The sequence below is a fragment of the Vibrio sp. JPW-9-11-11 genome (assembly GCF_013369335.1).
In the GTDB taxonomy this organism is placed as follows: domain Bacteria; phylum Pseudomonadota; class Gammaproteobacteria; order Enterobacterales; family Vibrionaceae; genus Vibrio.
This window is the reverse complement of sequence record NZ_SZQJ01000036.1, coordinates 561,558-586,793: the sequence shown is the minus strand read 5'-3', so window position 1 is coordinate 586,793 and position 25,236 is coordinate 561,558. Positions and strand designations below refer to the sequence as shown.

The 25,236-nt window shown below is 47.8% G+C and carries 28 protein-coding genes; 16 read left to right on the top strand and 12 right to left on the bottom strand.

What is annotated here, in order from left to right:
- Window positions 1-94: 94 nt before the first annotated feature.
- Window positions 95-643 carry an MSHA operon transcriptional regulator gene (locus FCU94_RS18495; protein WP_176289932.1) on the top strand — a complete coding sequence of 183 codons (549 nt, stop codon included), beginning with the start codon at window positions 95-97 and terminating at the stop codon, window positions 641-643.
- Window positions 644-679: 36 nt separating this feature from the next.
- On the opposite strand, the gene FCU94_RS18490 is transcribed toward FCU94_RS18495, so the two are convergent.
- Both FCU94_RS18490 and FCU94_RS18485 read right to left on the bottom strand, forming a co-directional pair.
- Window positions 680-1,426: a substrate-binding periplasmic protein gene (locus FCU94_RS18490; protein ID WP_176290096.1), complete on the bottom strand. Its 747-nt coding sequence runs from the start codon at window positions 1,424-1,426 to the stop codon at window positions 680-682.
- Window positions 1,427-1,528: 102 nt separating this feature from the next.
- Window positions 1,529-2,422 carry a DMT family transporter gene (locus FCU94_RS18485; protein ID WP_176289931.1) on the bottom strand — a complete coding sequence of 298 codons (894 nt, stop codon included), beginning with the start codon at window positions 2,420-2,422 and terminating at the stop codon, window positions 1,529-1,531.
- Between the two features lie 99 nt (window positions 2,423-2,521).
- Between FCU94_RS18485 and FCU94_RS18480 the strand changes: the two genes are divergently transcribed.
- Both FCU94_RS18480 and FCU94_RS18475 read left to right on the top strand, forming a co-directional pair.
- Window positions 2,522-3,937, top strand: a complete 1,416-nt coding sequence (locus tag FCU94_RS18480) for an aminotransferase-like domain-containing protein (RefSeq protein ID WP_176289930.1) — start codon at window positions 2,522-2,524, stop codon at window positions 3,935-3,937.
- 10 nt (window positions 3,938-3,947) lie between these two features.
- Complete coding sequence (locus FCU94_RS18475) at window positions 3,948-4,499, top strand: DUF924 family protein (RefSeq protein WP_176289929.1); 552 nt, start codon at window positions 3,948-3,950, stop codon at window positions 4,497-4,499.
- Window positions 4,500-4,511: 12 nt separating this feature from the next.
- Here the strand turns inward: FCU94_RS18475 and FCU94_RS18470 are convergent, their stop codons facing one another.
- The 4 genes from FCU94_RS18470 to hutW form a co-directional block, all read right to left on the bottom strand.
- On the bottom strand, window positions 4,512-5,033 hold the full coding sequence (locus FCU94_RS18470) for an ATP:cob(I)alamin adenosyltransferase (protein WP_176289928.1): 522 nt from the start codon (window positions 5,031-5,033) through the stop codon (window positions 4,512-4,514).
- An 84-nt stretch (window positions 5,034-5,117) separates the two neighbouring features.
- Window positions 5,118-5,642 (bottom strand): heme utilization protein HutZ, encoded by a 525-nt coding sequence (gene hutZ / locus FCU94_RS18465; RefSeq protein WP_176289927.1) that lies wholly within the window; start codon window positions 5,640-5,642, stop codon window positions 5,118-5,120.
- A 29-nt stretch (window positions 5,643-5,671) separates the two neighbouring features.
- Window positions 5,672-6,175: a heme utilization cystosolic carrier protein HutX gene (gene hutX, locus FCU94_RS18460; protein ID WP_176289926.1), complete on the bottom strand. Its 504-nt coding sequence runs from the start codon at window positions 6,173-6,175 to the stop codon at window positions 5,672-5,674.
- Between the two features lie 11 nt (window positions 6,176-6,186).
- Window positions 6,187-7,557, bottom strand: a complete 1,371-nt coding sequence (gene hutW, locus FCU94_RS18455) for a heme anaerobic degradation radical SAM methyltransferase ChuW/HutW (RefSeq protein ID WP_176289925.1) — start codon at window positions 7,555-7,557, stop codon at window positions 6,187-6,189.
- A 172-nt stretch (window positions 7,558-7,729) separates the two neighbouring features.
- On the opposite strand from hutW, the gene FCU94_RS18450 reads away from it, so the two are divergent.
- The 7 genes from FCU94_RS18450 to FCU94_RS18420 all read left to right on the top strand — a co-directional run bounded on the left by FCU94_RS18450 (window position 7,730) and on the right by FCU94_RS18420 (window position 13,061).
- Window positions 7,730-8,458: an energy transducer TonB gene (locus FCU94_RS18450; protein ID WP_369597275.1), complete on the top strand. Its 729-nt coding sequence runs from the start codon at window positions 7,730-7,732 to the stop codon at window positions 8,456-8,458.
- Between the two features lie 2 nt (window positions 8,459-8,460).
- On the top strand, window positions 8,461-9,159 hold the full coding sequence (locus tag FCU94_RS18445; RefSeq protein ID WP_176289924.1) for a MotA/TolQ/ExbB proton channel family protein: 699 nt from the start codon (window positions 8,461-8,463) through the stop codon (window positions 9,157-9,159).
- Window positions 9,156-9,569 carry an ExbD/TolR family protein gene (locus FCU94_RS18440; protein WP_176289923.1) on the top strand — a complete coding sequence of 138 codons (414 nt, stop codon included), beginning with the start codon at window positions 9,156-9,158 and terminating at the stop codon, window positions 9,567-9,569. The genes FCU94_RS18445 and FCU94_RS18440 overlap by 4 nt, the downstream gene beginning before the upstream one ends.
- Window positions 9,570-9,598: 29 nt before the next feature.
- Window positions 9,599-10,429, top strand: coding sequence for a heme/hemin ABC transporter substrate-binding protein (locus FCU94_RS18435; protein WP_441351757.1), 831 nt, complete (start codon window positions 9,599-9,601; stop codon window positions 10,427-10,429).
- Between the two features lie 13 nt (window positions 10,430-10,442).
- Window positions 10,443-11,480 carry a FecCD family ABC transporter permease gene (locus tag FCU94_RS18430; protein ID WP_176289921.1) on the top strand — a complete coding sequence of 346 codons (1,038 nt, stop codon included), beginning with the start codon at window positions 10,443-10,445 and terminating at the stop codon, window positions 11,478-11,480.
- Window positions 11,480-12,262 (top strand): heme ABC transporter ATP-binding protein, encoded by a 783-nt coding sequence (locus tag FCU94_RS18425; RefSeq protein ID WP_176289920.1) that lies wholly within the window; start codon window positions 11,480-11,482, stop codon window positions 12,260-12,262. Before FCU94_RS18430 ends, FCU94_RS18425 begins: the two co-directional genes overlap by 1 nt.
- 61 nt (window positions 12,263-12,323) lie before the next feature.
- Complete coding sequence (locus FCU94_RS18420) at window positions 12,324-13,061, top strand: substrate-binding periplasmic protein (protein WP_176289919.1); 738 nt, start codon at window positions 12,324-12,326, stop codon at window positions 13,059-13,061.
- Here FCU94_RS18420 and ppsR read toward each other — a convergent pair.
- Window positions 13,058-13,891: a posphoenolpyruvate synthetase regulatory kinase/phosphorylase PpsR gene (gene ppsR / locus FCU94_RS18415; RefSeq protein WP_176289918.1), complete on the bottom strand. Its 834-nt coding sequence runs from the start codon at window positions 13,889-13,891 to the stop codon at window positions 13,058-13,060. The two genes, FCU94_RS18420 and ppsR, sit on opposite strands and share 4 nt — an antisense overlap.
- Before the next feature lie 154 nt (window positions 13,892-14,045).
- Here ppsR and ppsA point away from each other — a divergent pair, with 154 nt between their 5' ends.
- Window positions 14,046-16,433: a phosphoenolpyruvate synthase gene (ppsA, locus tag FCU94_RS18410; RefSeq protein ID WP_176290094.1), complete on the top strand. Its 2,388-nt coding sequence runs from the start codon at window positions 14,046-14,048 to the stop codon at window positions 16,431-16,433.
- 57 nt (window positions 16,434-16,490) lie between these two features.
- Here the strand turns inward: ppsA and ompW are convergent, their stop codons facing one another.
- From ompW to FCU94_RS18390, 4 genes are all read right to left on the bottom strand, one after another.
- Entirely contained in the window at window positions 16,491-17,138 is a 648-nt protein-coding gene (gene ompW / locus FCU94_RS18405; protein ID WP_176289917.1) for an outer membrane protein OmpW, read from the bottom strand.
- 235 nt (window positions 17,139-17,373) lie between these two features.
- Window positions 17,374-18,624, bottom strand: a complete 1,251-nt coding sequence (locus FCU94_RS18400; RefSeq protein ID WP_176290093.1) for a peptidoglycan DD-metalloendopeptidase family protein — start codon at window positions 18,622-18,624, stop codon at window positions 17,374-17,376.
- A gap of 204 nt (window positions 18,625-18,828) precedes the next feature.
- Window positions 18,829-19,128 carry an isoamylase early set domain-containing protein gene (locus FCU94_RS18395; protein WP_176289916.1) on the bottom strand — a complete coding sequence of 100 codons (300 nt, stop codon included), beginning with the start codon at window positions 19,126-19,128 and terminating at the stop codon, window positions 18,829-18,831.
- A gap of 102 nt (window positions 19,129-19,230) precedes the next feature.
- The gene (locus FCU94_RS18390) at window positions 19,231-19,842 is read right to left on the bottom strand and encodes a hypothetical protein (protein WP_176289915.1); all 612 of its coding nucleotides are present in this window, start codon (window positions 19,840-19,842) and stop codon (window positions 19,231-19,233) included.
- Between the two features lie 68 nt (window positions 19,843-19,910).
- On the opposite strand from FCU94_RS18390, the gene FCU94_RS18385 reads away from it, so the two are divergent.
- The 5 genes from FCU94_RS18385 to FCU94_RS18365 all read left to right on the top strand — a co-directional run bounded on the left by FCU94_RS18385 (window position 19,911) and on the right by FCU94_RS18365 (window position 24,403).
- On the top strand, window positions 19,911-20,318 hold the full coding sequence (locus FCU94_RS18385) for a GFA family protein (protein ID WP_176289914.1): 408 nt from the start codon (window positions 19,911-19,913) through the stop codon (window positions 20,316-20,318).
- Between the two features lie 85 nt (window positions 20,319-20,403).
- Window positions 20,404-21,069 carry a YoaK family protein gene (locus tag FCU94_RS18380; protein ID WP_176289913.1) on the top strand — a complete coding sequence of 222 codons (666 nt, stop codon included), beginning with the start codon at window positions 20,404-20,406 and terminating at the stop codon, window positions 21,067-21,069.
- 239 nt (window positions 21,070-21,308) lie between these two features.
- Window positions 21,309-22,682: a YjiH family protein gene (locus FCU94_RS18375; protein WP_176289912.1), complete on the top strand. Its 1,374-nt coding sequence runs from the start codon at window positions 21,309-21,311 to the stop codon at window positions 22,680-22,682.
- Window positions 22,683-22,863: 181 nt separating this feature from the next.
- Window positions 22,864-23,316, top strand: coding sequence for a hypothetical protein (locus FCU94_RS18370; protein WP_176290092.1), 453 nt, complete (start codon window positions 22,864-22,866; stop codon window positions 23,314-23,316).
- Window positions 23,309-24,403: a GGDEF domain-containing protein gene (locus FCU94_RS18365; protein ID WP_369597274.1), complete on the top strand. Its 1,095-nt coding sequence runs from the start codon at window positions 23,309-23,311 to the stop codon at window positions 24,401-24,403. Before FCU94_RS18370 ends, FCU94_RS18365 begins: the two co-directional genes overlap by 8 nt.
- Here FCU94_RS18365 and FCU94_RS18360 read toward each other — a convergent pair.
- Window positions 24,400-25,236 (bottom strand): CsgG/HfaB family protein, encoded by an 837-nt coding sequence (locus FCU94_RS18360; protein ID WP_176289911.1) that lies wholly within the window; start codon window positions 25,234-25,236, stop codon window positions 24,400-24,402. The two genes, FCU94_RS18365 and FCU94_RS18360, sit on opposite strands and share 4 nt — an antisense overlap.

The following is a 25,236-nucleotide window of genomic DNA, read 5'->3' as shown; positions in this document are numbered from 1 at the left end:
GCTCCCTTACGTGGGTTCATGGTAGTTAGGTGAATTAAATCGCCACCAATACTTTGTCTTTCTTCTATCGACGCAAACGTAGTGTATTCATAATATGGAACAAGATAAATTTACCAATATTTATCGATTGCCAACGGCTATCCAGATCCGGATAGGAAAATGGCAACAAACCTTTAATGGTACGTCTGATCTTGTCATGCACCAGGCAATTGAAGTGCGCAATAAGCAGTATCGAAAACAAAACTTCCTGCCTTCGGGTTGGTGTGTTCAACTGTTTGACAACGACACCATCTCTATCACCCATCACGGTAAATACATTCAAACCGCGATGCGTACCATGCTGGATCGTAAAGTCTCATATAAACGCATTTATTTATCACGTTTACCGTTGGAACAAGCGGAGCCGGGACTGATCGCTTTTAAACAGGAATGGATCGCTAAGCACAATCGCGTGGCCCGTAAATACAATCAAATAAAAAAGAAGCAGTTTATGCGCTTCGCCAACGAAGAAGCTGACACACTCTACCCTTCGATCCCAAAAGGTGAATTTGACGCAGCCTTGTGGAACAAGTTGGTAGTTTCCGAATTGGGCCACCCTAAGAAGTTCGACAATCCCTATTTTGTCAAAAAAGCCAAAGTGTGAATCTCATCAAGGGCAGCCGCGCGCTGCCCTTAATCGTTAATAGTTCGCCAAAATCTCTTGATAGCGGCTAGAACCTGATTCATCGGTCTGCTTGAGCATATCCAAGCCTTTCTGCAGCTTCTTGACCACTTCGGCACTGGTATCGCGGTTAACCGCATAATACACATCGCCTTGTTTAACCACGTACACCACCTCAAATATATCCGGGTCGACACCGGCTTGCCTCGACCACCAAAATGCGGCGCGCTCTGCATACACCAGCAAGTCAATGCGCTTCTTCATTAACTGCTCTGCAAGCACTGTCACATAAGAGGCTTCCTGCATCGCCTCTCTAGGTATACCAAGCTCAAGCAAACTCTGTTCACCTATATCATCACGGATAACACCAATTCGATAGTTAGCCATATCAAGCGGGTCGTTAATTGCTATTTTAGCGTCCTTACGTGCCAAGACCACCACCTTGATGTCAACGATGGGACCCACCCATTGGAACAACGCTTCACGATGCTCAGAGCGAGTGGTGGAAAACAAGATAGAGTTTTTACGCGTCAACACGGTACGATAGGAGCGTGCCCAAGGTTGTAGGGTAATTTGCGACATAGTGATTGGCTCATTCACCATTTCACTCGCCGCGAGTAAAATATCCACAGAATAGCCCGTCATTCGTTCGTCTTGGATAAAATTGGCGGGTGGATAAGCCTCAGTAAAAAATTCAACGTCGCGTAAGTCATTCTCAGCGCTTAATACCATGCCACTCCACACTATTAAGCAGCTCGCGATCATCCAACGATTGATAGATTGATAGTCCAACACACGCACGCCCTCCCTTCGTTCCTTATTTAAAACTAGTTCAATCAATAACGAACTTCTAAGCCGAAAGGAGAATTAATTTTTTAACGCCAGCTTTAACACCTTAAATGAAGGCGCTTTGGCGACAAGATAGACAGCGCCAGCCGCGCAGGCAAAGCCGAGTAAGCCGAGTTGATCGAACGTCTCACCAAACATCAGCCAAGCTTGCAGAGCCGTGGTGGGAGGCACAAGATAAAAGACCGACGCGACATTAGAGGCCGCGCCATGCTCGACCATATACAGCAAAAGCAAAATGGCGACACACGAGAGTACCACTACCAGCCAGATGAGCGTCCATATCAGTGCCGGGTTCCACTCAACTTCCATGGTTTCAAAGCTCAACGCGTAGGGGATAAACAGCAAGCCAGCGGCAAAGTACTGCACTATCGCCCCCCCTATCATATCAACGCCCGGACAGTATTTTTTCTGATAGAGAGTACCTAGGGTAATTCCGATGAGCGACATCAGACACACAGTGACCGCCAAAAATCGATGCTGTTCTGACTGCCAATCCAGTTTCCCAAGGAGGACCAAGCTGATGCCGACAAAGCCAAGCACGAGCCCCAGCCACTGGGACGGTTTAAATGTTTGCTTTGCAAAACCCACTAGCAACAGTACTGTCACGATAGGTTGTAAGCCGACCAACAGTGAGGCGAGCCCTGATGGCATCCCTAAATCTATTGCAATGTAAGTCCCCCCCAAATAAAACCCGTGTATTAACACCCCGACCACCGCACAGTGAAACAGAGTGCGCCCTCTTGGCATACGTCGGCGCAGCAACACGATTAATACCGCAAACAATCCAACATTGGCTGCCATACGCATTGAAAGCAACGTGGCTGGCTCAGCATACTCAAGGCCAAACCTCGCTCCGACAAACCCTGAGGCCCACAACACAACAAATACAAATGGGATTAATCGAATCAGCATCACCTTTCCTCTGGCTTTTCTCTATCACATAAGGTTACTGTATTAGGTACAGAAAAAGCTTAAAGGCACAGGCAGAACTTTTTTTATGGGTACAGTTTAATGAGTGGCAACAAATACTTGATGGTCGAAGACGATATCAGAGCGAAGATCGAACAAGGGCACTTAACCAGCGGAGATAAACTGCCTTCGATTCGAACTCTGAGTGCCGATCTCGCGATAAGTAAAAACACCGTCATTCGAGCCTATCAAGAGCTCGAAGCTCAAGGGCTTATCTACGCCATTGAAAAGTCTGGATACCGGGTATGCTCAGTACCGACTATCACCGCCCATGTTGCGCCGCCAAACCCTGTGGATTTACTGTCACGTTGTAAAGAGATCTTGACCTATTCATCTCAGCCAGAGTGGTTAGCAACAGGCTCCGCGCACCCTTGTATTGAGTCCAATGCGATTCGCTCCCTCTATGCCGAAATTGGCCGTCACAGTCGCCAGCAAAGTCACACCCCCAGTCACTACCAACTGCCACCTGGCAATCAGCTACTTGTCGAGCATGTCAGTAAGATAAGTCGTGAGCTCGGGGCACCAGTTTCTAGCAGCGAGATCGCCATCACCCACGGCGCCCAGCAGGCGATAAGCTTGGCGCTTAGGGCGCTCACCCGTCCTGGCGATATCGTCGCGGTAGAGTCACCTTGTTACTTTGGTAACCTGTTATTGATGGAGTCGCTCGGATTACAGGTGGTCGAAATCCCCAGTTGTCCACGCACGGGTATGGATCCTGTGCAATTAAAACAAGCGGTGGCGCAATGGCCAATACAAGCCATAGTGGTCACGCCCAATTTTACTAATCCGACTGGCGCTCGAATGCCGCTCGACAAACGTATCGACTTACTTAAAGCGGCACAGACTATCGCTATCATTGAAGATGACGTTTTTGGTGCACTTAGCTTTGAGCAAGTGTTGCCGCCGCTGAAAGCTTTAGATACGCACGACAGAGTCATCTATGTCAACTCACTGTCCAAGACGCTCGACTCGCGACTACGTATTGGTTGGATCGCAGCAGGGCGCTATCAAGGGGTAATAGAAAAGTTTTTGGTCAGCGATAATATGGGCAGTTTAAATTTAATGCAGTCAGCGGTCGCCGACTTTCTGAACCAAGGGAAATACAAGCAGCACGTAAAGAAAATGCAACGTGACTATCACACTAAAGTACGCCAGTTTTGTCAGCAATTGTCGTTGGCGCTTGATGATTACTCCAACTTAAAAGGTCAGTACCAGATCCATTGTCCACAAGGCTCGTTTCTTGTTTGGTTGACGTTACCTCTCAATACCGATAGCGAACGTCTTTATCAGCAAGCCAAACAGCACTCCATTTCCATTTTGCCCGGCACTCTATTTGCCACCCAAGGCCAATATCGTCACTGCATACGATTTAGTTGCTCAAATGTCACCTCACACCCCGACTGGACAAGCGCAGTTGCAAAGCTCGCTCAGCTCATCCATCATCAAGTAAACGAATAAGGAGCATGCGATGATCGCACAAACTCAACCACAAGATGTGCTTCAATTTTGGTTTCACGAGCTGAAGCCCGAAGATTGGTTTAGCGGTAGCCTTGAGTTGGACCAACAAATTACGAGCCTATTTTTTCCGCTACTCGAGCGGGCAGCGCAGTGCGAACTGGTCGGTTGGCGCGATAGTGCGCAAGGGCGCTTAGCGGAAGTCATCGTACTCGATCAATTCTCTCGCAATATCTATCGCAACACACCTCGTGCGTTCAGCCAAGACCCACTCGCTTTAGCCCTTGCGCAAGAAGCGGTCAATTTAGGCTTAGATCAAAAACTGCCAGTCGAACAACGCAGTTTTCTCTACATGCCCTATATGCATAGCGAGTCGGCTACTATTCATACCCAAGCGCTGGTATTGTTTGGCACGCCTGGCATGGAGCACAACTACCAGTTTGAACTGAAACACAAAGCGATTATTGACCAATTTGGCCGCTATCCTCATCGAAATAGCATTCTAGGGCGTGGAAGCAGTGAGCAAGAGCTCGCTTTCTTACAGCAGCCCGATTCGAGTTTTTAGTCGTATCCGCAATCAATAGCTTCGACTGACAAACTCAGTTTCCTGCACTGAATGAACGTGATTGGTGTATGAAGCCAAAGCGTACATGACGTTGGCTAATAAGTTGGCGTAGCGAAACAAAATTGGTGCGGGAGACTTTTTTCCAGCATGCTCGACGGCAACCAGTGCTCTGACGATCTTCTTCGCTTGAGTGCGACACAGGTGAAGCTCTGCGGCAATAGGATGGCCGCCCGGTAAAACAAACCCTTTAAAGCCACCATCGAGTTTTTCTCGAAGTGTGTTGTAATCGAGATAGAGCTCTTGTAATTGACTCTCATCGATGGCCAGCTTGCCTCTGACTGAACCGTTTAAGTGATACACATTGGGTTGCAAACGAACCAAGATGTCGCGGGCCAAATCGTCCAAGGCCATCGTCAAGACTAAGCCAACGCGGCTGCACAACTCATCCGCTGCAATTTCAAAGTCGCATACTGGACTTTGTTCATAAATAAATGGGTAACAGATTTCTCCGTGATCTTTACTCACCGGGCGCATTTCAAGTTCCTTACTAGCAACAAAGGAGCCGATTTGGCTCCTCTGATATAGATTACTGGCTAAAGACCATAAACAAAACAGCCGCTAGGAGACTTTTTTGTGTCCTTCTTGAAGATGAACGAAATCGACCAAGTCATCCCCTGCTACTTGATAGGCTTGACCAAAGCCTTTAACAAATAAGCCTTTTTCAGCTTTCAAATTGAACAAAACAAAATCTTGTAACTGACTGAGGCCCTCTATAATCTCCCCAAATCGCTGCTCCATTTGACCAATCACTTGTTGCCACTGCTCGCTGTCGCGTGCTACCACTGACGCGACCGCATCAAAAGTCAACCGCTTACGCGCGAACAGCTGTTTGGCTTCCAGTTCATCTTCAATCATCATGATCGAAACATTTGGGTTTACCTGCAGATTGCGCGCGTGGCGAGCAATCTCAGAAATTAGAACAAAATAGCCCTGCTGATTTTGGACAAACGGGGCATAGCTGACATTCGGTCGCCCCTCTTCATCAACGGTCGCCAATTGCAACGTTTGTCTCTGCTGTCGAAACTCTTTGATTTCTGGGCCCAAACGCCCTTGTAGTCGCTCTTGTTTGACCTTTTGATCCATGCTGGCTCTCCTCACTTTCTCTTATTCGATTATTGTTTTAGTTCTTGTTGCCACTGTTTAAATTGGGCAACTTGTTCGGCAATCAGTTCACGTTTGTCGTTACGACCGAGGTACACCTTAAAGATGTTATTTCCCTGCGCGCAAAAGAAGCCAAAATAGTGGCTTTCCCGGCCCATAAATGGCTTGCTGACTAACGCTACATGTTTGATGTTCTCAAGCTTAAGGTGGCCGTGAAGCTCACCTTCTCGCCCCATTAAATTGTAATAACCACGTGCCATTTTCCCTTTAGGGAAAGGCGCCTTAACTTCAAAGATCGACCCAAATGAATGGACGATGGTCGTCACGGGGCCAAACCCAACTAAACCTTCAAGCATGGATTGGGCCTGCTCTCCATCGAGAACGGTGACCATCTCTGCAGGCAATGCCGCCACCACTTCAAATTCTGATACACCGAGTTTCTCTGCCATCGCAGCGGGAAGTAGGGCCGGTTCTTGTTCAAGCAGCAACGCCACTTGTTGTATTAGTTGATTCATTGTTATTCCATTTAAACAGCGACGACATCCAGCGCGCTTTGTTGTTGATAGTGAAACTGTAGTACTTGGATACAAGCTTGAGCGAGACTCACTGCCCAAAATCGGCCTGCCAATGTTAACCGTAACGAGTGTGGTTCTCGCTCGACTAAGCCTTTGGCTTGCCACACTGCGAAAAGCGGCTCTAGATAGTCAAACACATTGAGACCGAATACGCTTGGCAACAAACGTTGGACTAATACGCCTTGGTCAAAGCCCGACTTTAAGGCAGCAAAAACAGGCTCGAGCGCATGTTGCTTGCTCAACATGGCCACCACACTTTGCTCTGATTTCATCGCCTCCATGTATGCTTTCAGCGTGCGATGATTCATCATCGAATAGCCCGCAATATTGCCTCCAGCCCCGCACCCTATCGGTAAGACTTGTGCATAAGTCTTTGCCAGTGAGTTATATTGACTACGCTCGCGATTATCTAACGCCCAATGGTTAACGCTTAACCGACGGAGGTGGTGTGAGCGCATGAAATCATCACCCAATTGATACATCTCAGCTTTTTGCGCAGTGGAAGCAGGCGTAGGGAGCTTGCCTTTGTCGACCAAGTTGAGCATGGGTGCGCTGCCAGCAACCACGAGTTGATACAGGTCTATGCCATGCGCGCCCGTCGATAAGAAGTCCTTCAAGTCTTGTTCAAACACCTCGAGCGTCTGATATGGCAAACCATACAACAAGTCGATGATGATTGGTGCCGCCTGACTCGCACTGAGGCTTGTTACGCGCTCGAGCACGGCGTCCCGACCATCCAGACGTTTGGCACTGCGGCGAACTTGAGTGTTAAAGCTTTGTACGCCGAAAGAGAAACGGTTGAATCCACCCTCCAGCGCCCGCTCAAACATCTCATCACCAAATCGATTGATTCGACCTTCTAGGGTGATTTCACAATCAGTACTGAGCGGGAACCGACTTTGAATTAACTTGCCCAGTTGCTCAATCTGTGTGGCTGAAAGATCGGTGGGTGTTCCCCCGCCAACATACACGGCATGAAACCGCCCAGACTGAGTCCATGGTAATGAAGCTTTATACTCAATCTCTTTGACTAGGGCGTCGAAGTAATCATCCACCATCTGACGACTGGCCGCGTTTTGGAAGAAATTACAAAAGGTACAACGTACTCGGCAAAATGGGATATGGATATACAAACAACGCTTCGCATCGGTGTCCGCGCTTTGATCATACAGAGAACGGGTAAGCTCTCGATGCTGCGAAGTCGGAACCATAGTTGCCATGCCCCCTGCATGGGCGGAGTGTTTTTGCCCAAAGGCAAACCGAAGCGGATCAGGGTGATTCGACCCCAGAACAGATTCATCAAAACTATTGATATCAAGCATCTCATCACTCACTCAGTGCTTATTGGCTCTAGCCTTAAGCGACAATTATCAAATCTGCTAAGGATCATAATTTGGTGGTAATGATAATGCAATTGATAATTGATCTTATTTGTATTTTGGGCAATAATCAGCGCAGTTTTGCTATCCAAAATAGGTTAAGGGCGATATAGACGTGAACATTAAGCGATACGCTATTGCTGCAGGGGTCTCTTTGGCGGCACATGCCGCGCTGCTCCTAGTGACGCAACAACCTCAGGCATTCGCTATGCCAGCAGGTACAGAGTCGAGCGCGGTATCAATTAATTTTACTACGCTCCCCCAAGCCAACCCGGCGAAAAACGAACCCGAAATAGAGCCTCAACCTACACCGCCGAAAGCGACCAAACCGAGAACGGAAAGGCCAGTAAAAACCGCTAAACCGGTCGAGAAAAAGCCAAAGCAAACTAAGGTGGAGAAAAAAGTAAAACCAGTACAGAAAGTAGCGCGTCAACGCGTGGCCGATAAACCAGACACGAGTACCAAACAGCCACAGAGTAAGGTCAATAACATTACCGCCGAAGCGCCGACGACGCCACCTCAACAACCCGCGCAAAAAGCGAACAGTGGCGTGAGTGCAGAGCCGGTTTTAATCACACGGCCTTCATTCTTATCTCGCCCCAGCGCGCCTAAATACCCTCGGCTCGCACGCAAAAGAGGCATCGAAGGCGTGGCGCTGTATGAAGTTTGGCTTGATGAAGAGGGCAAACAGATAAAACAAGTGCTGATTTCGTCATCCGGTGCCACCTTACTCGACAAGTCGGCCCTAGACGCGATTAAGCAGTGGAAGTTTTCGCCCCATTCTATCGATGGACAAAAAATGGCGCATCGCGTGCAAATTCCTATTCGTTTTAAATTGGACTAACCATGGAACAGATACAACTACTACAACAGCACCTAGGCCTGATGACTTGGCCATTGGTGATATGCTCGACACTGACTGTGATGATCATTTGCGAACGCCTATTTCAAGTCCTACTCAGTCTGGGGGTGGGTAAACGTGCAGTTCGTAAACAACTGCTGATGATTAACCCAACGGACAGCCAGCAAATTGAAGCTCTCGCGGATTCGATGGCGAACAAACGCCCACTACTCTACAAAGGCGTCGCGATGTTGCTGTTTCACCATTCATTTGCCAAGTCGCTGCGTGAAGATGCGGCAGGGATGTGGCTGCATGAAAAACGCCACCAGCTTAACTCTGGGCTCCGTTTACTGACCTTAATCGGTGTGATTAGCCCTCTAATCGGCCTGCTTGGCACCGTACTGGGCCTGATTGAGATGTTTAAAGGTGTCGCGGCATCCACAGGCAATATTACACCGAATGATCTGGCTGACGGATTGGGTTTGGCCATGCGCACCACGGCCGCTGGTCTTATCATCGCTCTGCCTGCCATTGCTGGTGCTCAGCTCCTTGGCTTGTGGGCGGACCGTGTCATGGCTAAGCTCGAACATACCTTAAACTATGTCAACTTGTGGCTTGAAGGGATCAGCTGGCAGCCAACTCACCTCGGCTATGATGCGACATCAACGTCATCAGACACAGAGCTGGCTGAGGTCACTTCATGATCAAAGCGCCACAACCTCAATCTAGCTTAGGTTTAACCCCAGATCTCACTCCCCTGCTCGACATCATTTTCATTGTGATGGTGTTCTTGATGCTCACCGCAGCGGTCAAACTTGAATCCCTAGACGTTGATCTGCCAGCGTCAGATTCGCAGGCGGTGACAGAAGTCGACCAAAAATCGATTACCGTTAATATCTTAGCTGAGCCACCCTATTGGGCGATTGATGGTCAACGTTATATCGATTGGCAGAACTTTACTTTAGCGCTTTTAGAAGAGCACAGCGCCAAACAAACCCCGATAGTCATCGGCGCCGATAAAACCGCCGAAGTCCAGCACCTAGTTAAGCTGCTTGGGTTTTTGCAACAAAATGGTATCCAAGCAACTCAGTTGCTTACCGAAGAAAATCAATAATCGAGTTTCCTATGTTAAATCACCCTCTCATGCGCGCCCTTAGCGCTCTTTTCATCGCGTTAGTCAGTGCTACAAGCATGGCTAATACACGAATCGTCAGTGCTGGAAGTGCCGTCACTGAGCTTATTTTCGCCTTAGAGCAGCAACAACACTTGGTCGCCGTAGATGTGACCAGTGAGCTGCCCGACAACATCGCTCTGCCTAAAATCGGTTATCATCGCCAACTCTCCGCCGAAGGTATCTTGGCACTTGGCACCGATCGCATTATTGGCTCCAACGAAATGGGGCCGCAAACTACCTTAACCCAACTTCGCTCAGCAGGGATTGACGTCGATATTGTCAATAGCAAACCCACCGCGCAAGGTTTGGTAGACAGAATTGAGCAAATCGCTTCAATAACCGGAGCCACAGAAAAAGGTCAAGAACTTATCGCGCAAGTGAGCCAACAACTGGATCGCTTGAAAGCCAATCAATCTTCGAACCATAGCCAGGCGAAAAAAGTGCTCTTTTTGCTGCTCCACGAAGGGCGGCCTGCGAATGTCGCGGGGGCCGAGACCACGCCCAATGCCATTATTGAGTTGGCCGGTGGCATCAACCCTGCGGCAGAAAAACTCACCTCTTACAAACCCCTTTCTGCTGAAGCTATGATCGAAATGCAACCTGACATCATTCTGGTCAGTGGTCGAAGTTACGCTAAGCTGGGGGGCGCAGATGCTATTTTAAGCAAGATGCCTATGCTCGCCGCCACCCCAGCAGGAAAAAATAAGCAAGTCATACAAATTGACGGCCATGCGCTCGTCGGTGGTCTGGGACTAAAAAGCTTAGCCGAAGCCGAACGCCTTAGCGCTCTGATCCACTAGCGAGAGACTGATTATGTTGTTACGTCGTCCTCCGCTACGCTACCTGCTTTTGTTTATCTCCAGTGCTCTGGTGATCACAGCCATCAGTTCAATTACGGTGGGCCCGATGCCTATCAGTTTTGCTCAAAGCTTGCAAAGCCTGGTGTTTCGCTCGGATCAGTTGGCCCCTCATATCAATTTGGTGGTTCACGACATCCGTTTGCCACGCACTCTATTGTGCATGTTGGTCGGTGCGATCCTGGCGTTGTGCGGCACTGTGATGCAAGGCCTGTTTCGCAATCCACTAGCCGAGCCCGGCATTATTGGGGTATCTGCGGGGGCTTCTCTCGGCGCGGCACTCGCCATCGTTTTATTTGCTTCGATTTCTGAGCGCTACCCACTGTTTATGAATGTGGCCGCATTGCCCCTATTTGCTTTTATTGGCGGCGCGTTAACAACCATATTGGTCTATAAACTCGGGACCAGTAAAATGGGAACATCGGTGACCATTATGTTACTCGCAGGCGTCGCAATTAGTGCGCTTTCGGGGGCGGGGATTGGCTACCTCAATTTTGTCGCCGATGATCAGATGCTACGAGACCTATCGCTCTGGTCTATGGGATCACTTGCTGGCGCGAATACCACTAGCCTGATCCTTTGCTCCTTAACACTCATAGCGCTTATGGGAATTTTTCTCAGTAAAGCCACCGCTCTCAATGCGTTATTGTTGGGTGAAGCTGAGGCACGCCATCTTGGTATCCAAGTTCAAGCACTTAAGCGTCAATTGATCCTTCTTACGGCCGTTGGTGTTGGGGTGACTGTCAGTGTTGCTGGCATGATAGGTTTTATCGGATTGGTGATTCCTCACCTGGGTAGAATGATCTCAGGGCCAAACCACCAATCATTGATTCCCCTTTCTGCGTTACTCGGTGCGCTGCTGCTGACCAGCGCAGACATGTTTGCTCGAGTCGCTGTCGCCCCCGCAGAACTTCCAGTGGGTATTGTCACCGCGTTGATTGGCGCGCCCTTTTTTATCTATCTATTGTTCAAGCAACGAGGAAGAATTCTCTAATGAGCACTATCGCGTTATCTGGTCGCCACCTATCACTGCGTTTTGGTCACCGAGTGGTGCTCGATGACATCAATATCGATATCCACCGCGGTGAAGTGACCGCCTTGCTTGGACCAAATGGAGCGGGGAAAAGTACCCTACTCAAACTGCTTAGCGGCGAAATTCCGTCAGACAATGATATTCGCTATTTTGGCATCCCGCGCCAGCAATGGTCCTTAAACAAACTCGCTAAGCATTTAGGCATGTTGCCTCAACACAGTACGCTGAGCTTTCCCTTTTTAGCTCATGAAGTCGTCGAGCTTGGCGCGATACCGCTAGAGCAGCCGCAAAAAGTTGTCGCGGCACTGGCGCAAGAGAAGATGAAGGTGACTGACGTATCACACCTCGCCACACGCCCATACCCCGCGCTTTCCGGTGGGGAGAAACAGCGGCTGCATTTGGCCAGAGTGTTAGTTCAACTGGCCCACTCAGGTGAGGAAACCATTTTGATGCTCGACGAACCCACCTCAGCGCTCGACCTTGCGCACCAACAAAATACGCTGAGAATTGCCCGTCAGCTCGCACAACACTCTAACGCAGCCGTGGTAGTGGTGTTGCACGATTTGAACCTAGCGGCTCAGTTTGCTGACCGCATGGTGATGCTGCATCAAGGTAAAATTGTGTGTGATGCGGCGCCAAAACAGGCCTTAACGCCTGAGTTGCTCAAGCAGGTTTACAACTACGACGCGCTTGTCACAACTCATCCGACGTTACACTTTCCGCTGGTTCAACCTGCCAACTGATGGGTAACGGCTAAAATCCTTAACTATACTGTGGATAATGTATGCAACAGAGGTAATCGTCATGCCTTGCTTTATTCACAAACTCATCTTGTTGCTGGCGTTGGTCATTAGTGCTGGCGCATCGAGCCACACTTTCGATGACATTCCGCACCTTAAAGTGTGCGGTGACATCATCGACTGGCGCCCGTACACCTACCTAGAAGATGAGCAAGCAAAAGGGTTTGACGTTGAAGTGCTGGAACGAGTACTGGGACTCCACGGGATCAGCTACGAGTTCGTCATGACCTCTTGGTCGCGCTGCCTAAAAGGAACCAAAAACGGCAATTATGACCTCTCGGTGAGTGCCTCCTACAGCGAAAATCGCGAGCAAGATTACCTGTATACTGAGTGGTATTACACCATCACCCCTTACTACCTTTTCTCTACTCGGCACTTCCCCGATGGCTTGGCTATCACCGAAAGCAGCGACCTAGAAAACTACAAAGTGTGTGGCAACCACAATTATAACTACGCCGATTTTGGATTAAATCATATCGATGCCTCTGCCCATACCATTCAACAGTCCTTGGACCAACTCGAAACTGGGGAGTGCGACGTATACCTTAGCTGGGCTGAAATCCTGACGGGCAATAAAGATCCGCGTGGTGACTCTTTAATTGGCGATGAGATCATGTCGATGGCGGTACCAAATATGGCACCGCACAAGTTTTATATGCTGATTTCGAGGCAACTAGACAGTGCGGACACACTGAAAAACTTGCTCGATGAGCAGTTTCGCAAACTCCGCGAAAGCCACTAGAGCAGTTGGCGTCTTAAGCCGGTCTTTTCCAAAATTCGGGTCGAAATCTCTTCGACGGACAACGAAGAAGTGTTGATATACGGAATCGCCTCACGGCGAAACAGCGCTTCAACCGTTTGTAACTCATGACGGCACTGTTCATTACTCGCGTAGTCACTGCCTGCCAAGCGGTTTTCACGTATTTCAGTCAAACGCTCGGGATTTATGGTTAATCCAAACAGCTTATGTCGATAAATCTCAAACTCGGGCAATAGCTTCATCCGCGCTAGGTCGTCATCGATAAACGGATAATTCACCACTCGCAGACCAAACTGCATCGCCATATAGAGACTGGTCGGGGTTTTGCCGCTACGTGACACCCCAAGCAAGATGATATCCGCTTGCTCAAGCCCCTTTAACGTTATCCCATCATCATGAGCCAAGGTATATTCTATCGCCGCGATGCGGTCGAAATACTTGTCCGTATCACGCCCAACACTGCGTGAACGCTGCAACTTAGGCTTAGGTTCCATTTGAATATCATCTTGTACCCGCTGCACTATGCTTTCGAGTACGTCGTAGCCATAGCAGTTTGACGCCAATAGCTTGTCACGTAACTCAGGCAACACCAGAGAAAAAAACACCAGTGGCTTGATGCCATGTTTTTGGTAAGACACTTCAATCTCTTTTACCAGGTCCGCCAACTTGTCCTCACTTTCGACAAATGGAAAGGTTTTCTCATTGGCTTGAAAAGGGAATTGGCCTAAAACGACATGTCCCAGAGTCTCGCATGTTATCGCGGTTCCGTCAGAAACATAGAACACATCACGACTTTGACTTTCAGTTTGCATTTTATTTTAAACTTTCAAATTATTTTGAGTAGGATAATAGCCATAATATCGATAACAAAACCTGGCTGGCTGTTACGTCCCCCACAGCTTTAGAAATTCGTTGTGAATTTTTTTGAGCTCACACGTAATCGTTTGCCTTAATCCCTACGCTGCAATGTTTCTGGAGAAAGACATGCAAAAAAACACCCTCTGGTTCGATGGTCTATCGATGGAAGATGTCGACAAAGTCGGCGGTAAAAATGCTTCACTTGGTGAAATGGTTTCTAACCTTGCCAATGCTGGCGTTTCTGTGCCGAACGGCTTTGCGACCACGTCTTATGCGTTTAACCAGTTTCTAGATTACGAAGGACTGGACGACCGTATTCACCAATTGTTAGATGAACTGGACGTTGACGATGTAGACGCTCTGCGCAAGACAGGCGCGACAATACGTCAATGGGTATTAGACGCCCCATTCCCTGCGGATCTCGAGCAAGATATCCGTGATAACTACACAACACTTATCGAAGGTAACGACGAGCTATCTGTCGCGGTGCGATCGTCTGCCACGGCGGAAGATTTACCCGATGCGTCATTTGCTGGTCAACAAGAGACCTTCCTTAATGTCAAAGGTATTGACGCCGTATTAGAAGCGACCAAGCATGTTTACGCTTCTCTTTTTAACGACCGTGCGATTTCCTATCGTGTTCACCAAGGCTTCGACCATCGAGGTATCTCGCTCTCGGCGGGGATACAACGTATGGTGCGCTCGGACAAAGCGTCTTCCGGCGTAATGTTCACCCTAGACACTGAATCAGGGTTCGATCAAGTGGTGTTCATCACCTCCTCTTGGGGCCTTGGCGAAATGGTGGTTCAAGGTGCGGTCAATCCCGATGAATTTTATGTGCACAAGCCGCTACTAGAGGCTGGCCACCAGCCAATCGTGAAGAAAACCTTTGGTTCTAAGCTTATCAAGATGATCTACTCAACCAACCAAGAAATTGGCAAACAAGTCGATATCATTGATACCAACGAACAAGAACGTCAGAGCTTCTCACTCAGCGATGAAGAAATTAAACAGCTCGCGAAGCAGGCCATGATCATTGAGCAGCACTATCAGCGTCCAATGGATATTGAATGGGCCAAAGATGGTATCGATGGCAAACTGTACATCGTCCAAGCCCGCCCAGAAACTGTTTGCTCACAAACCGAGCAAAACGTCATTGAGCGCTATGAACTGCACAACAAAGCAGAAATATTGGTCGAAGGACGAGCGATTGGTCAGCGCATCGGTGCAGGAACAGTACGCTTGGTAGATTCACTCGATCAAATGTCGCTGGTTCAAGATGGCGATGTGCTGGTTACCGACATGACCGACCCAGATTGGGAGCCGGTCATGAAAAAAGCCTCTGCCATCGTTACAAATCGAGGCGGACGAACGTGTCATGCGGCAATCATTGCGCGTGAACTGGGCATTCCTGCCATCGTTGGCTGTGGCCATGCGACCACACAACTCACCGATGGTATGACCGTCACTGTCTCTTGTGCGGAAGGTGAAACGGGCTACGTGTATCAGGGCGAGTTAGATTTTGAAATCAAACGCTCTGCGGTGGATGAACTGCCAATGCTTCCGACCAAAGTGATGATGAACGTCGGCAACCCAGACCGCGCTTTCGACTTTGCTCAAATTCCAAATGAAGGCGTTGGCCTTGCTCGACTTGAGTTCATTATCAATAAGATGATTGGTATTCACCCGAAAGCGCTGCTTAATTTTGACGCGCAAAGCGATGAACTCAAGGCTGAGATCACTCAACGTATTCGCGGCTACCAAGACCCGATCGACTTTTATGTAAGCAAACTGACTGAAGGGATCGCGACTATTGCTGCGGCCTTTTGGCCAAAACGTGTCATTGTGCGTATGTCGGACTTTAAGTCAAACGAGTACAGCAATCTGGTCGGCGGCCAGGATTACGAACCGCATGAAGAGAACCCAATGCTCGGTTTCCGTGGCGCCTCTCGTTATATTTCGCCTGTATTTGAAGACTGCTTCGAACTCGAAACCCAAGCGATTAAACGCGTTCGCAATGAAATGGGATTGAAAAATGTCGAAATTATGATCCCATTCGTGCGCACACCGAGCGAGGCGGCATCAGTGATTGATCTATTGGCTAAGTTCGACCTTCGCCGTGGCGTTCAAGGGCTCAAGGTCATTATGATGTGTGAGCTGCCATCCAATGCCGTGTTGGCCGACGAATTCCTCAAGTACTTTGATGGTTTCTCTATTGGCTCAAACGATATGACTCAACTCACTCTCGGCCTCGACCGAGACTCTGGTGACGTGGCCCACCTATTTGACGAACGTAATCCAGCCGTTAAGGCGATGCTCAAAATGGCGATTGATGCAGCGACTAAAGCTGGTAAATACGTGGGTATTTGTGGTCAAGGCCCATCAGATCACGAAGATCTCGCCGAATGGCTAATGGAGCAAGGCATCAGTTCTGTGTCACTCAACCCTGATACGGTGATCGACACTTGGCTGCAGCTTGGTCAAGTGGGTAAGTAACCCGCACAAAAAAAGGCTTCCTGTTGGAAGCCTTTTTAATGCTTGCTCTAGACTGGCTTAAAACTTGTAACCGCCGCCAATCATGAATACCCAAGGATCAATGTCAACCTTAGTTGAATACTCTTGCCCGCCAGCTGTGTACTTTGCAGTCGTATCGATGTCTGCATACCATACCGAAGCATTGATAAACCAATCTTCATTAACCATGTAGTCCAGGCCCACGTTCGCGGCAAGCCCCCATGAATCGTCGAGAGATAAGTTACTTAAGCCGTTGGACGTCGCGGTACTATTTAGATCCTCATCAAAGAAAACCGTGTAGTTGATACCCGCACCAATATATGGACGCAAGTCACTAGCTGACTCACCGAAATAGTACTGAACCATAAAGGTTGGTGGTAAATGCTTCGTTTCAGCGATATCGCCTAAGCCACCATAGTTGGTCGAGATTTCATGTTTAAATGGTGTTGCCGCTAGTACTTCAAAGCTGACGTTATCAGTTAGCATGTAGCCAACTGTTAACCCAAGCTGGATGTTAGAATCGAGCGAAAACTTTGAACCTGGACTGTCCAAAACATCACCACTGCTTTCGTTGGGTACCACCGCTGCTAAGCCACCACGTACAATAAACTCCCCTTCTTGATGCGCAAAAGCATTGGCTGAAGCTAGAGTGGTAAGAACGGTTAGGCTTAAAAGTGTTTTTTTCATTTTGATTTCCTTTTGTAGGGTTTTGTTTTATTGATTGAAGGAATCATTGTAATTTGCGCCGCAAAGTAGCACATAAAAACCATACAAACTTGAGGGAAATCAATTTGTGAAATTTATTGACTATTCGGTTACTTTTTCATCGCAATGATCACTAAAAACTGCAACATTGATGACATTTATGTAGTGCAACTTATACGTTCATCACGAACAAAAAAAGCTCCCGGAGGAGCTTTTATTAACTGGTGGTTTGAGACTTGCTCTGTTGCGCAACTTCTATTTCTCGTTGCTTCAACATCTTGTCCATTTCATCACGTTTGGTTCTAAACGCCGCCATCTGCTGTTTCGGCACCGAGTTTGCCATCGGAATGTTGGCCTTCATTGCGTTCACCGGACGACCACGATCGATCAGCTCATAGTGAATATGAGGTCCAGTAACTCGGCCGGTTGCCCCCGAAAGTCCGATTCGTTGCCCACGCGACACCTTTTGCCCTTTGCGGACCAAGATTTTGCTTAAGTGCAAGTAACGAGTTTTGTAGCGACTGCCGTGTTGAATCACAACGTAGTTACCTGCGTATGGGTGTTTACGTGTCATGACCACTACCCCATCACCGGTTGACACTATCGGTGTCCCTGTTGGCGTTGCCCAATCCGTCCCGTTATGCGGTGCGACTCGCCCTGTTACAGGATGCTTCCGATTTGGGTTAAAGTGCGAACTAAGGCGATACCCACTGTTAACCGGTTTGCGTTGGAATGCACGTTGCAGGCTGTCACCTTTCGCATCGTAGTACTGACCATCGCTATGCAAATACGCTGACAACACTCGACCACGATTATAAATCTTGACCGCTTGAATTTCTCGATTACCTGTTAACTGCTCACCCACAAATTGGCGCGACTGAACAACTTCAAAACGGTCACCTGCTCGCAAGTCACGTGAAAAATTAATCTTATCCTTGAGCAGGCTAACCACCTGTTCAATCTCGCTTTTACCAAGTCCGAGGGCATTCACTGACTGCGAAAAACTCCCGTTAATCGCACCGACCATAGCAAAAGATTTCCACACACCCGGTATTTTGACATCACTAAACTCGTAATTGCCGTCATCCATGCGTGTATAAACCGCTCGCTCAACCAAACTGAACTCAAGCTCCATTTTCGCCAAAGCTTGTGTTTCTTCATCTCGCCAAAAACGCAGCGTATTTCCCGGCTTCAAGGTATCCAACGCAAGAAAGTTAAGATCCGTTTCCATGATTTTCATCAGCTCGCTGTAACCAAAGCCCAACTGTTGAAAAATACTACTGAGGTTATCGCCAGCTTGAATGACATACTCATAGTTCGGTACATCCGTAACCACGTCGTTGTCATGTAGGATGTCGTACACTAGGTTCGACTCAGGGAGAGACAGATCAATGGTGCGTTGATTTCGGCCGTTCTCTGGTAACGAGAGGGCCACCGCAGCAAGCATAGGTAAGCTCAGCACCATCATTTTCTTTGGCCGCGATAGGGCTTGGAAGCGAGACTTCAAACTTCTAGACTGCACAATTTGACCCAATAATTGAAATAACCAAAGGCCTAAGGGTACGAATTTCTCTGTACGTTGTCACCTGACAACGGTCAAATTTACATTAAAAAAGGCGCAAAACGCGCCTTTATTGACAGGATTTAACCATAACGGTCAAAACAATAACTATCACTGATAGGTTGACACCATAGCGTTGTCTTCACCAAAGCCATTCGGACGGTATTGGTCTGCCTGAGGATCATTTACCCACTTTTCTTTATCAACCAAGTACCGAAACTCGAAGTACTGATCTTTGGGCAAACGAGTCTTAAACTTGTAACTTTTTGATTTGGCAACTCGTTTCATCTCCGTTGGCTGCCAATCGAGAAAGTCAGCCACTATTGCCACTGATTGATTCACCTGCTCAGCATCAAGTTCAAAGGTCACTTCGACCTCATCTTTAGTTTTGAAAAAACGTTTATTGATCATCTTTAACTCCATTCGCGACAATTAAGGTCCATCTCATAACTCGTTAGGTTAAATAATAAGCAATCCATCACACATACTCAATACTGCGGGCCAAGTGCATAACTATTGCTTTGCCAAACTATCTTGTTCGGTCAACTTGAACAGTATAGTGGTTATTTGGCGCGGTTCCTCTGCCATAGATTGATGGGCTTCACGTTCTTGAATGGTGACCTTCACCAAATTTCCTTCCAGCTCAATGCCTTCGATACTAATACGATCCCCGAGAAACTCGGCACTGCGGCTCATCATACGTTGCCGAAAGCTGTCGTATTGGCTCAGTGCGAGATAACTAAAGCGCCCGGAGCCTTGGTTGCTAACCACTATCGGATGGAGATATAGGTCGTCAGCGACTTGAGTGAGATGCTGGGTATCTATCACTAACTCACCACGTTCGGCTCCTTCTTGGTAACTCCCTCGATATACCCCTAATTCAACTTGGTCACTGACAAAAGTAAACGCTTCACTCTCGGGCACTTTGACCGTCCAAGGATGAACGGTTTCTCGGCCAAACACCTCACGCATCACTGAATCAACGCGTGGTGTCTGATTGGGAAACTTGGCTATTATTTCTTCATCGGATAAGCTAAATCGGTAGATACCCGCAATTGTGACAACCACGAGCAGTAGAATCGGAATGAGTAAAATCAGTGGAATGGGTAACAAACGTTTTTTCATCTGAACTTTGTTTTCTTGAGCAAGGATACGTTAGTTGAGTATGTTAGAGGCTAACTTAAGGAGATACAATGGCACAGCAGCAGAGAGTAAGAATGGCCGATTGCAGTTGCGGCCAAGTCAATTTAGTCTGTCGAGGCGAGCCGATTCGCACTGCAGTCTGTCACTGTTTCGAGTGTCAGAAACGAACCGGCAGTGTGTTCGGCGTGCAAGCTCGTTTTCTTAAACAACACGTTTCCTACAGCGGCGAAATGGTCGATTACACTCGCTTAAGTGACTCGGGAAATTGTGTCACCTACTCATTTTGTCCCCGCTGTAGCACCACTATGTTACTGCGGCTGCAAGCGGCACCAGATTCAATCGTTGTCCCTGTTGGCGTGTTTAACGAAAAAGCGTTTCCTTCTCCGGGTATCTCTGTTTACGAACAACGTAAAAGTGGTTGGGTCAAGTTTGATTGTCAGCTTGAGCAGTACCCTTAATCTAATACGTGGTTTTTGACCGCTTACCCTATTCGTTGACGCTAAGGAGGACTATAATTGCGCCCCTCAGTTATAGGAGCGCATTGTGATTTCTAAACTTCCACGCTGGGTAGAGTACGGAGCTTTTCTACTCGCCCTACTTGCCGGCATTGTCAACGCTATTGGACTGCTGGGCTTTCAGCATCAGGCCGTATCACACCTTTCAGGTACAGTGACCTTATTAGGCACCTCAATTGCTGAGTTTAACCAACAAACGACTCATCTCTTTCTGATAGTGGTCAGTTTCTTGTTTGGAGCGACGCTGAGCGGCACCTTTATCGAAGGGACTGCGCTTAAACTCGGTCGTCGCTATGGCGTGGCTTTGTGCGCAGAAAGTGTGTTGCTCGCCACGGCTTACTCTCTCCTCAAAGAGGACTTCCAAAGCGGACAATATTTTGCTTCCGCAGCTTGCGGTCTGCAAAACGCCATGCTCACGACATTCAGCGGCGCCATTGTCCGTACCACTCATATGACAGGAATCATTACCGATCTCGGCATTATGATTGGCGCCAAACTGAGGGGAGAAAGCTTCGACTATCGTAAAGCGAAGCTGTTTTTGTTCATCTTCAGTGGTTTTTTAATTGGCGGAATGGTTGGCGCCAACCTTTATGCTCATTACGCCATCAGCGCGCTACTTGCTCCCGTCGGGTTAGCATTGGCGCTGGCGATAACCTACTGGTTGTTCATCGCCAACCGACAGACTCATCACTAATTAACACACCTTACTTGAAACACAAATTCAAACAATTTAACATTTGCGATACATTAAACTAAGTATGACCAAATATTCAACGTATTATCATGAATATTTAGCGATATTTATTGAATAGTATTGCAAGCAAAGTCAAAAGCGATTACTCTTGCGCCAGTTTGATAAAATATGGATGTTTAGTGAATAACTATGCCACACGGAGTGGCTGAGATATTAACTAGTTGTAACTCGAGAAGTATATGCAAAATAGCGCTCAATCTATAGAACAAACCAAAGGCAGCAAAGGCACTTTTTGGATGTTCCTAATCCCATCATTGATCGGCTTGTTCCTCTTTATGGCACCGATCAGCTATCAAGGCGATATCACCATACCTGTCGCGGTACTGGCGAAATCTATTCAAGCACTGTTTGGTGATTTCCTGGTCAATATTATTACCGCAGTCATCGCCTTTATGGCGGTTGCATCCGCGCTATGCCGTATTAAAACGCCTGCTTTTATCAGTAAAAATGCGTTTCTTAATGGCCTATTTAACCCAAGCCCATTATGGCTTGCGGTGCGATTGATCGGTGGCGCTGCGGTTATCATGACATTCTACCAACTGGGTCCTAAAGCCATTTGGGAAGAAAACACTGGTGGGCTCGTTTTAGAAGGACTGCTACCCACCCTTTTCTCAGTGTTCATTTTTGCAGGCCTACTCCTTCCTCTACTACTAAATTTTGGCCTTCTAGAACTGTTTGGTACTTTACTAAGTAAGGTCATGCGTCCACTGTTTAACTTACCAGGCCGCAGTGCTATCGACTGTATGGCTTCATGGCTCGGTGATGGCTCTGTGGGTATTTTGCTGACCAGTAAACAGTACGAAGAGAAGTTCTACACCCAACGTGAAGCTGCCGTCGTCGGTACAACTTTCTCTGCCGTTTCGATCACTTTTAGTTTGGTAGTGATTGCTCAAGTTGAGTTGGAGCATCTGTTCCTACCTTTTTACGGCGCAATCTGCCTAGCGGGTTTCGTTGCCGCGATCATTATCCCTCGCCTGCCGCCTTTGAGCCTAAAGCGCGACACTTTTATCGACGGCACTAAGCCTGATAACGACGCTGACGCTATCCCGGATGGGCATACAAGCTTCTCTTGGGGCATGCACTTAGCGCTGAACAAAGCCGCTCAAGTCAAGTCGATTCGCAGTGTGTTCTCTGAAGGCATACGCAACGCAATCGATATGGTGTTTGGTGTTTTGCCTGTGGTGATGGGCTTAGGAACCATCGCACTGGTCATTGCCGAGTACACATCGGTATTTAGTCTTCTTGGCCAACCATTCATTCCGTTTTTGGAGCTACTTGGCGTGCCTGAAGCCGTCGCGGCGTCTGAAACTATTGTGGTCGGCTTCGCAGACATGTTCATTCCGGCAATTCTGGCCGCCTCTATCGACAACGAAATGACGCGTTTCGTGATAGCGGCGATGTCTGTCACTCAGTTAATCTACATGTCGGAAGTGGGGGCACTGCTATTGGGCAGTCGAATTCCCGTCAATCTGATTGAGCTATTCACGATTTTTATTCTGCGTACCTTGATTACTTTGCCAGTGATCGCCGGAGTCGCGCACCTCATTTTTTAATCACTCAAAGCCCCGTAACAACGGGGCTTTTTTGTTTTCTACGCTCTTTTTTGAACTCCACGCGTGTTCGCTCCAACAATATAATCGTTCTCTTTGACCTCAGTTCAACATATACTTATTAACAAAGGTGTTATTAAAGAGGCTTAAGGAGGGACCTGTGAGATTCGCCACTATCTTAGTGATGTTCGTTATCGCTTTTCGAGTCTATAGCCAGGATTTGGTCATTCGGATTGACCAACAACCACCTATCACGCTAACGCATCAAAGCATTGTCGAACAATTTTCTGCCACAGAGTTCACCACTCAATTGCCTTGGTTTGATCGCTCACACCACTTTAGCGGCTTCAAAGTCAGCGAATTACTTGATTACCTCGACATTGATAATGTCAGCGCCGTCTCTTTTATCGCGCTGAATGACTATGGTGCGACTACAATCATAGAAGATGTTCAACGCTATCAACCAATAGTGGCCTATCAGATGGACCACAAAAATATTAGAGTTCGACATAAAGGCCCTTACTGGCTGGTCTTTAATCTGGATAGGTATCCGAGTATTGATAACGCCACCTACCATTCGCAAATGGTATGGCAAATCGATGAAATATTGATACACAAAAGTGAGCAGAGTGAATAAAAGTAGGCACAAACAGCTATTCGTCCTAAAACGCGCTAAGTATCTTCTATTGCTGCTTAGCGGTGCGATGATCTTTGCTAATCTTTACGTAGTGTCTGCGACAAGCGAGCATGTGAAGTCCTTTACTGAACGACAAAGTCAAGCAACATGGTTCCTATTTCAGTTAAATAAAGAGTTTTCTGAGCTCAATGCTATTGTGCCCTACGCGCCTCTTGACCCCACCGTTTATCAAAAAGCGCAACTGAAGTATGAACTGACTTGGAGCCGCTTTGACATTCTACTCACCAGCCAAGAAGCACAGTCCTTTATCAGGCAACCAAGCACCGAGGTGTTTTTCACAGACCTGTTCAATCAATATAAACAACTTGAATCACAGCTTGAGCTTATCAACCAACCTGACTATGCCTCAATGCTAAGTCATGACCTCAATGCTCTCTACTTGAGTATGATTGAGTATGTGAACACGCACTTTAAAGTCCAAAGTCCTAGCTATCTCAACCAACTCGCGCAAGCAAAACAACTCAATGGCATGCTACTCACCACCTTACTGTTGCTGATCCTCGGGGTGTTGTTAGTAACCTATATCTTCCATAAAGAATCGCAAATTCACCGCCAGCAGTCGTTAACCGATACCCTAACCGGTATCGGTAACCGTTTGGCGTTATTTGAAGACCTCTCGGCTCGTATTGACCGCCAAAACCCTTTTAGCTTCTTACTGCTTGACCTCAACAGCTTTAAACCGATTAATGATCGCTACGGACACCAAGCGGGGGACAGAGTATTAAAAACCATTGCCTCTAGGCTGACGACCTTAGACGCTGACAGCTACCGGATTGGTGGAGATGAGTTTGCCATGGTTATCGATGCGGGCAATGAAAACGACTTGCACCAACTCATTGTTCAAATCCATCAACTCGTAGAGAGCGCAGTCACAATAGACTCTGGGATTCGGGCCGCTGTCACGACAAGTATTGGTAAAGCGTGTTATCCACAAGATGCTATCAGCGCCAACGAGTTAATTTTTATCGCTGACAGCAAAATGTACTCACAGAAGCACGCAAAAAAAGCGGATCTCAACGTCAGTTAGAGAATTTGGTGGGTCTGACGTGCGTACTTCTGAATTAGCGGGTTTTGCAGGTCATCACGGTTCTCTGGGCTCCACAACCCTTTTCCAATACCGCGAACAATAAGGTGAATCACCGCCGAGTCAATCGCAGACATGACCGCAACATTAACTGGCTCATTATTGGTATACCCCATCTCAACCTCGAGCAGATCTTTATAGTCGATAAAGCGAAAGGCACCTGCCGTCAGTTCGTGCGAGTAAATCGTCTTGCTCGTCGTCACACTCAGTAAGATCTGACCGCTTGTCACGTTTACGGCTCTCAAATTGACCGTTACCTGATCGGTACGGTACTTACCTGATGAGCCGATGCCCAAATATCGCGCCCCGACTCCACCTGTTTTGATGTTCGAATCGTAGGCGACGATCCCCCCTTCAATCACAACATTGGCAGAACTCAATGCCGCCAAGTCATCACCATGGTTAATCCCTGCCTGGCCTTTTTTTTGCGCCGCACGAATAATTTTTCTCTCTGTTAACAGGTTTTGCAGACCTTCACGCTCTAACGGGATAAACCAATTAGAATCGAGCAATGAGGCGGTCAGTAGTGCGGTTCCTCCTTGCGGCACGGCCGTTGAGAAATTACTGTTTGGTTGTGGCTTATACTGCCCAGTCTGGTCACGAAAGTCGTAAACGGAAACGAGAATCTTGCCTTTCGGCTGAGGCAGTTGTACTAAGTCTTGATAACTTGCCCCTCTCGGCATCAACGTCGGCGCTTGGTCGGCATCTGGAATCGTCATCGAATTTGAACAACCGACTAAACCAACTATCATCAATGCTGCTAGTATTGTTTTCAT

Coding starts and splice junctions, on each gene's coding strand:
- FCU94_RS18495 (WP_176289932.1), top strand. CDS start 95: ATGGAACAAGATAAATTTACCAATATTTATCGATTGCCAACGGCTATC.
- FCU94_RS18490 (WP_176290096.1), bottom strand. CDS start 1,426: ATGATCGCGAGCTGCTTAATAGTGTGGAGTGGCATGGTATTAAGCGCT.
- FCU94_RS18485 (WP_176289931.1), bottom strand. CDS start 2,422: ATGCTGATTCGATTAATCCCATTTGTATTTGTTGTGTTGTGGGCCTCA.
- FCU94_RS18480 (WP_176289930.1), top strand. CDS start 2,522: ATGAGTGGCAACAAATACTTGATGGTCGAAGACGATATCAGAGCGAAG.
- FCU94_RS18475 (WP_176289929.1), top strand. CDS start 3,948: ATGATCGCACAAACTCAACCACAAGATGTGCTTCAATTTTGGTTTCAC.
- FCU94_RS18470 (WP_176289928.1), bottom strand. CDS start 5,033: ATGCGCCCGGTGAGTAAAGATCACGGAGAAATCTGTTACCCATTTATT.
- hutZ (WP_176289927.1), bottom strand. CDS start 5,642: ATGGATCAAAAGGTCAAACAAGAGCGACTACAAGGGCGTTTGGGCCCA.
- hutX (WP_176289926.1), bottom strand. CDS start 6,175: ATGAATCAACTAATACAACAAGTGGCGTTGCTGCTTGAACAAGAACCG.
- hutW (WP_176289925.1), bottom strand. CDS start 7,557: ATGCTTGATATCAATAGTTTTGATGAATCTGTTCTGGGGTCGAATCAC.
- FCU94_RS18445 (WP_176289924.1), top strand. CDS start 8,461: ATGGAACAGATACAACTACTACAACAGCACCTAGGCCTGATGACTTGG.
- FCU94_RS18440 (WP_176289923.1), top strand. CDS start 9,156: ATGATCAAAGCGCCACAACCTCAATCTAGCTTAGGTTTAACCCCAGAT.
- FCU94_RS18435 (WP_441351757.1), top strand. CDS start 9,599: ATGCGCGCCCTTAGCGCTCTTTTCATCGCGTTAGTCAGTGCTACAAGC.
- FCU94_RS18430 (WP_176289921.1), top strand. CDS start 10,443: ATGTTGTTACGTCGTCCTCCGCTACGCTACCTGCTTTTGTTTATCTCC.
- FCU94_RS18425 (WP_176289920.1), top strand. CDS start 11,480: ATGAGCACTATCGCGTTATCTGGTCGCCACCTATCACTGCGTTTTGGT.
- FCU94_RS18420 (WP_176289919.1), top strand. CDS start 12,324: ATGCCTTGCTTTATTCACAAACTCATCTTGTTGCTGGCGTTGGTCATT.
- ppsR (WP_176289918.1), bottom strand. CDS start 13,891: ATGCAAACTGAAAGTCAAAGTCGTGATGTGTTCTATGTTTCTGACGGA.
- ppsA (WP_176290094.1), top strand. CDS start 14,046: ATGTTTCTGGAGAAAGACATGCAAAAAAACACCCTCTGGTTCGATGGT.
- ompW (WP_176289917.1), bottom strand. CDS start 17,138: ATGAAAAAAACACTTTTAAGCCTAACCGTTCTTACCACTCTAGCTTCA.
- FCU94_RS18400 (WP_176290093.1), bottom strand. CDS start 18,624: ATGATGGTGCTGAGCTTACCTATGCTTGCTGCGGTGGCCCTCTCGTTA.
- FCU94_RS18395 (WP_176289916.1), bottom strand. CDS start 19,128: ATGATCAATAAACGTTTTTTCAAAACTAAAGATGAGGTCGAAGTGACC.
- FCU94_RS18390 (WP_176289915.1), bottom strand. CDS start 19,842: ATGAAAAAACGTTTGTTACCCATTCCACTGATTTTACTCATTCCGATT.
- FCU94_RS18385 (WP_176289914.1), top strand. CDS start 19,911: ATGGCACAGCAGCAGAGAGTAAGAATGGCCGATTGCAGTTGCGGCCAA.
- FCU94_RS18375 (WP_176289912.1), top strand. CDS start 21,309: ATGCAAAATAGCGCTCAATCTATAGAACAAACCAAAGGCAGCAAAGGC.
- FCU94_RS18370 (WP_176290092.1), top strand. CDS start 22,864: ATGTTCGTTATCGCTTTTCGAGTCTATAGCCAGGATTTGGTCATTCGG.
- FCU94_RS18360 (WP_176289911.1), bottom strand. CDS start 25,236: ATGAAAACAATACTAGCAGCATTGATGATAGTTGGTTTAGTCGGTTGT.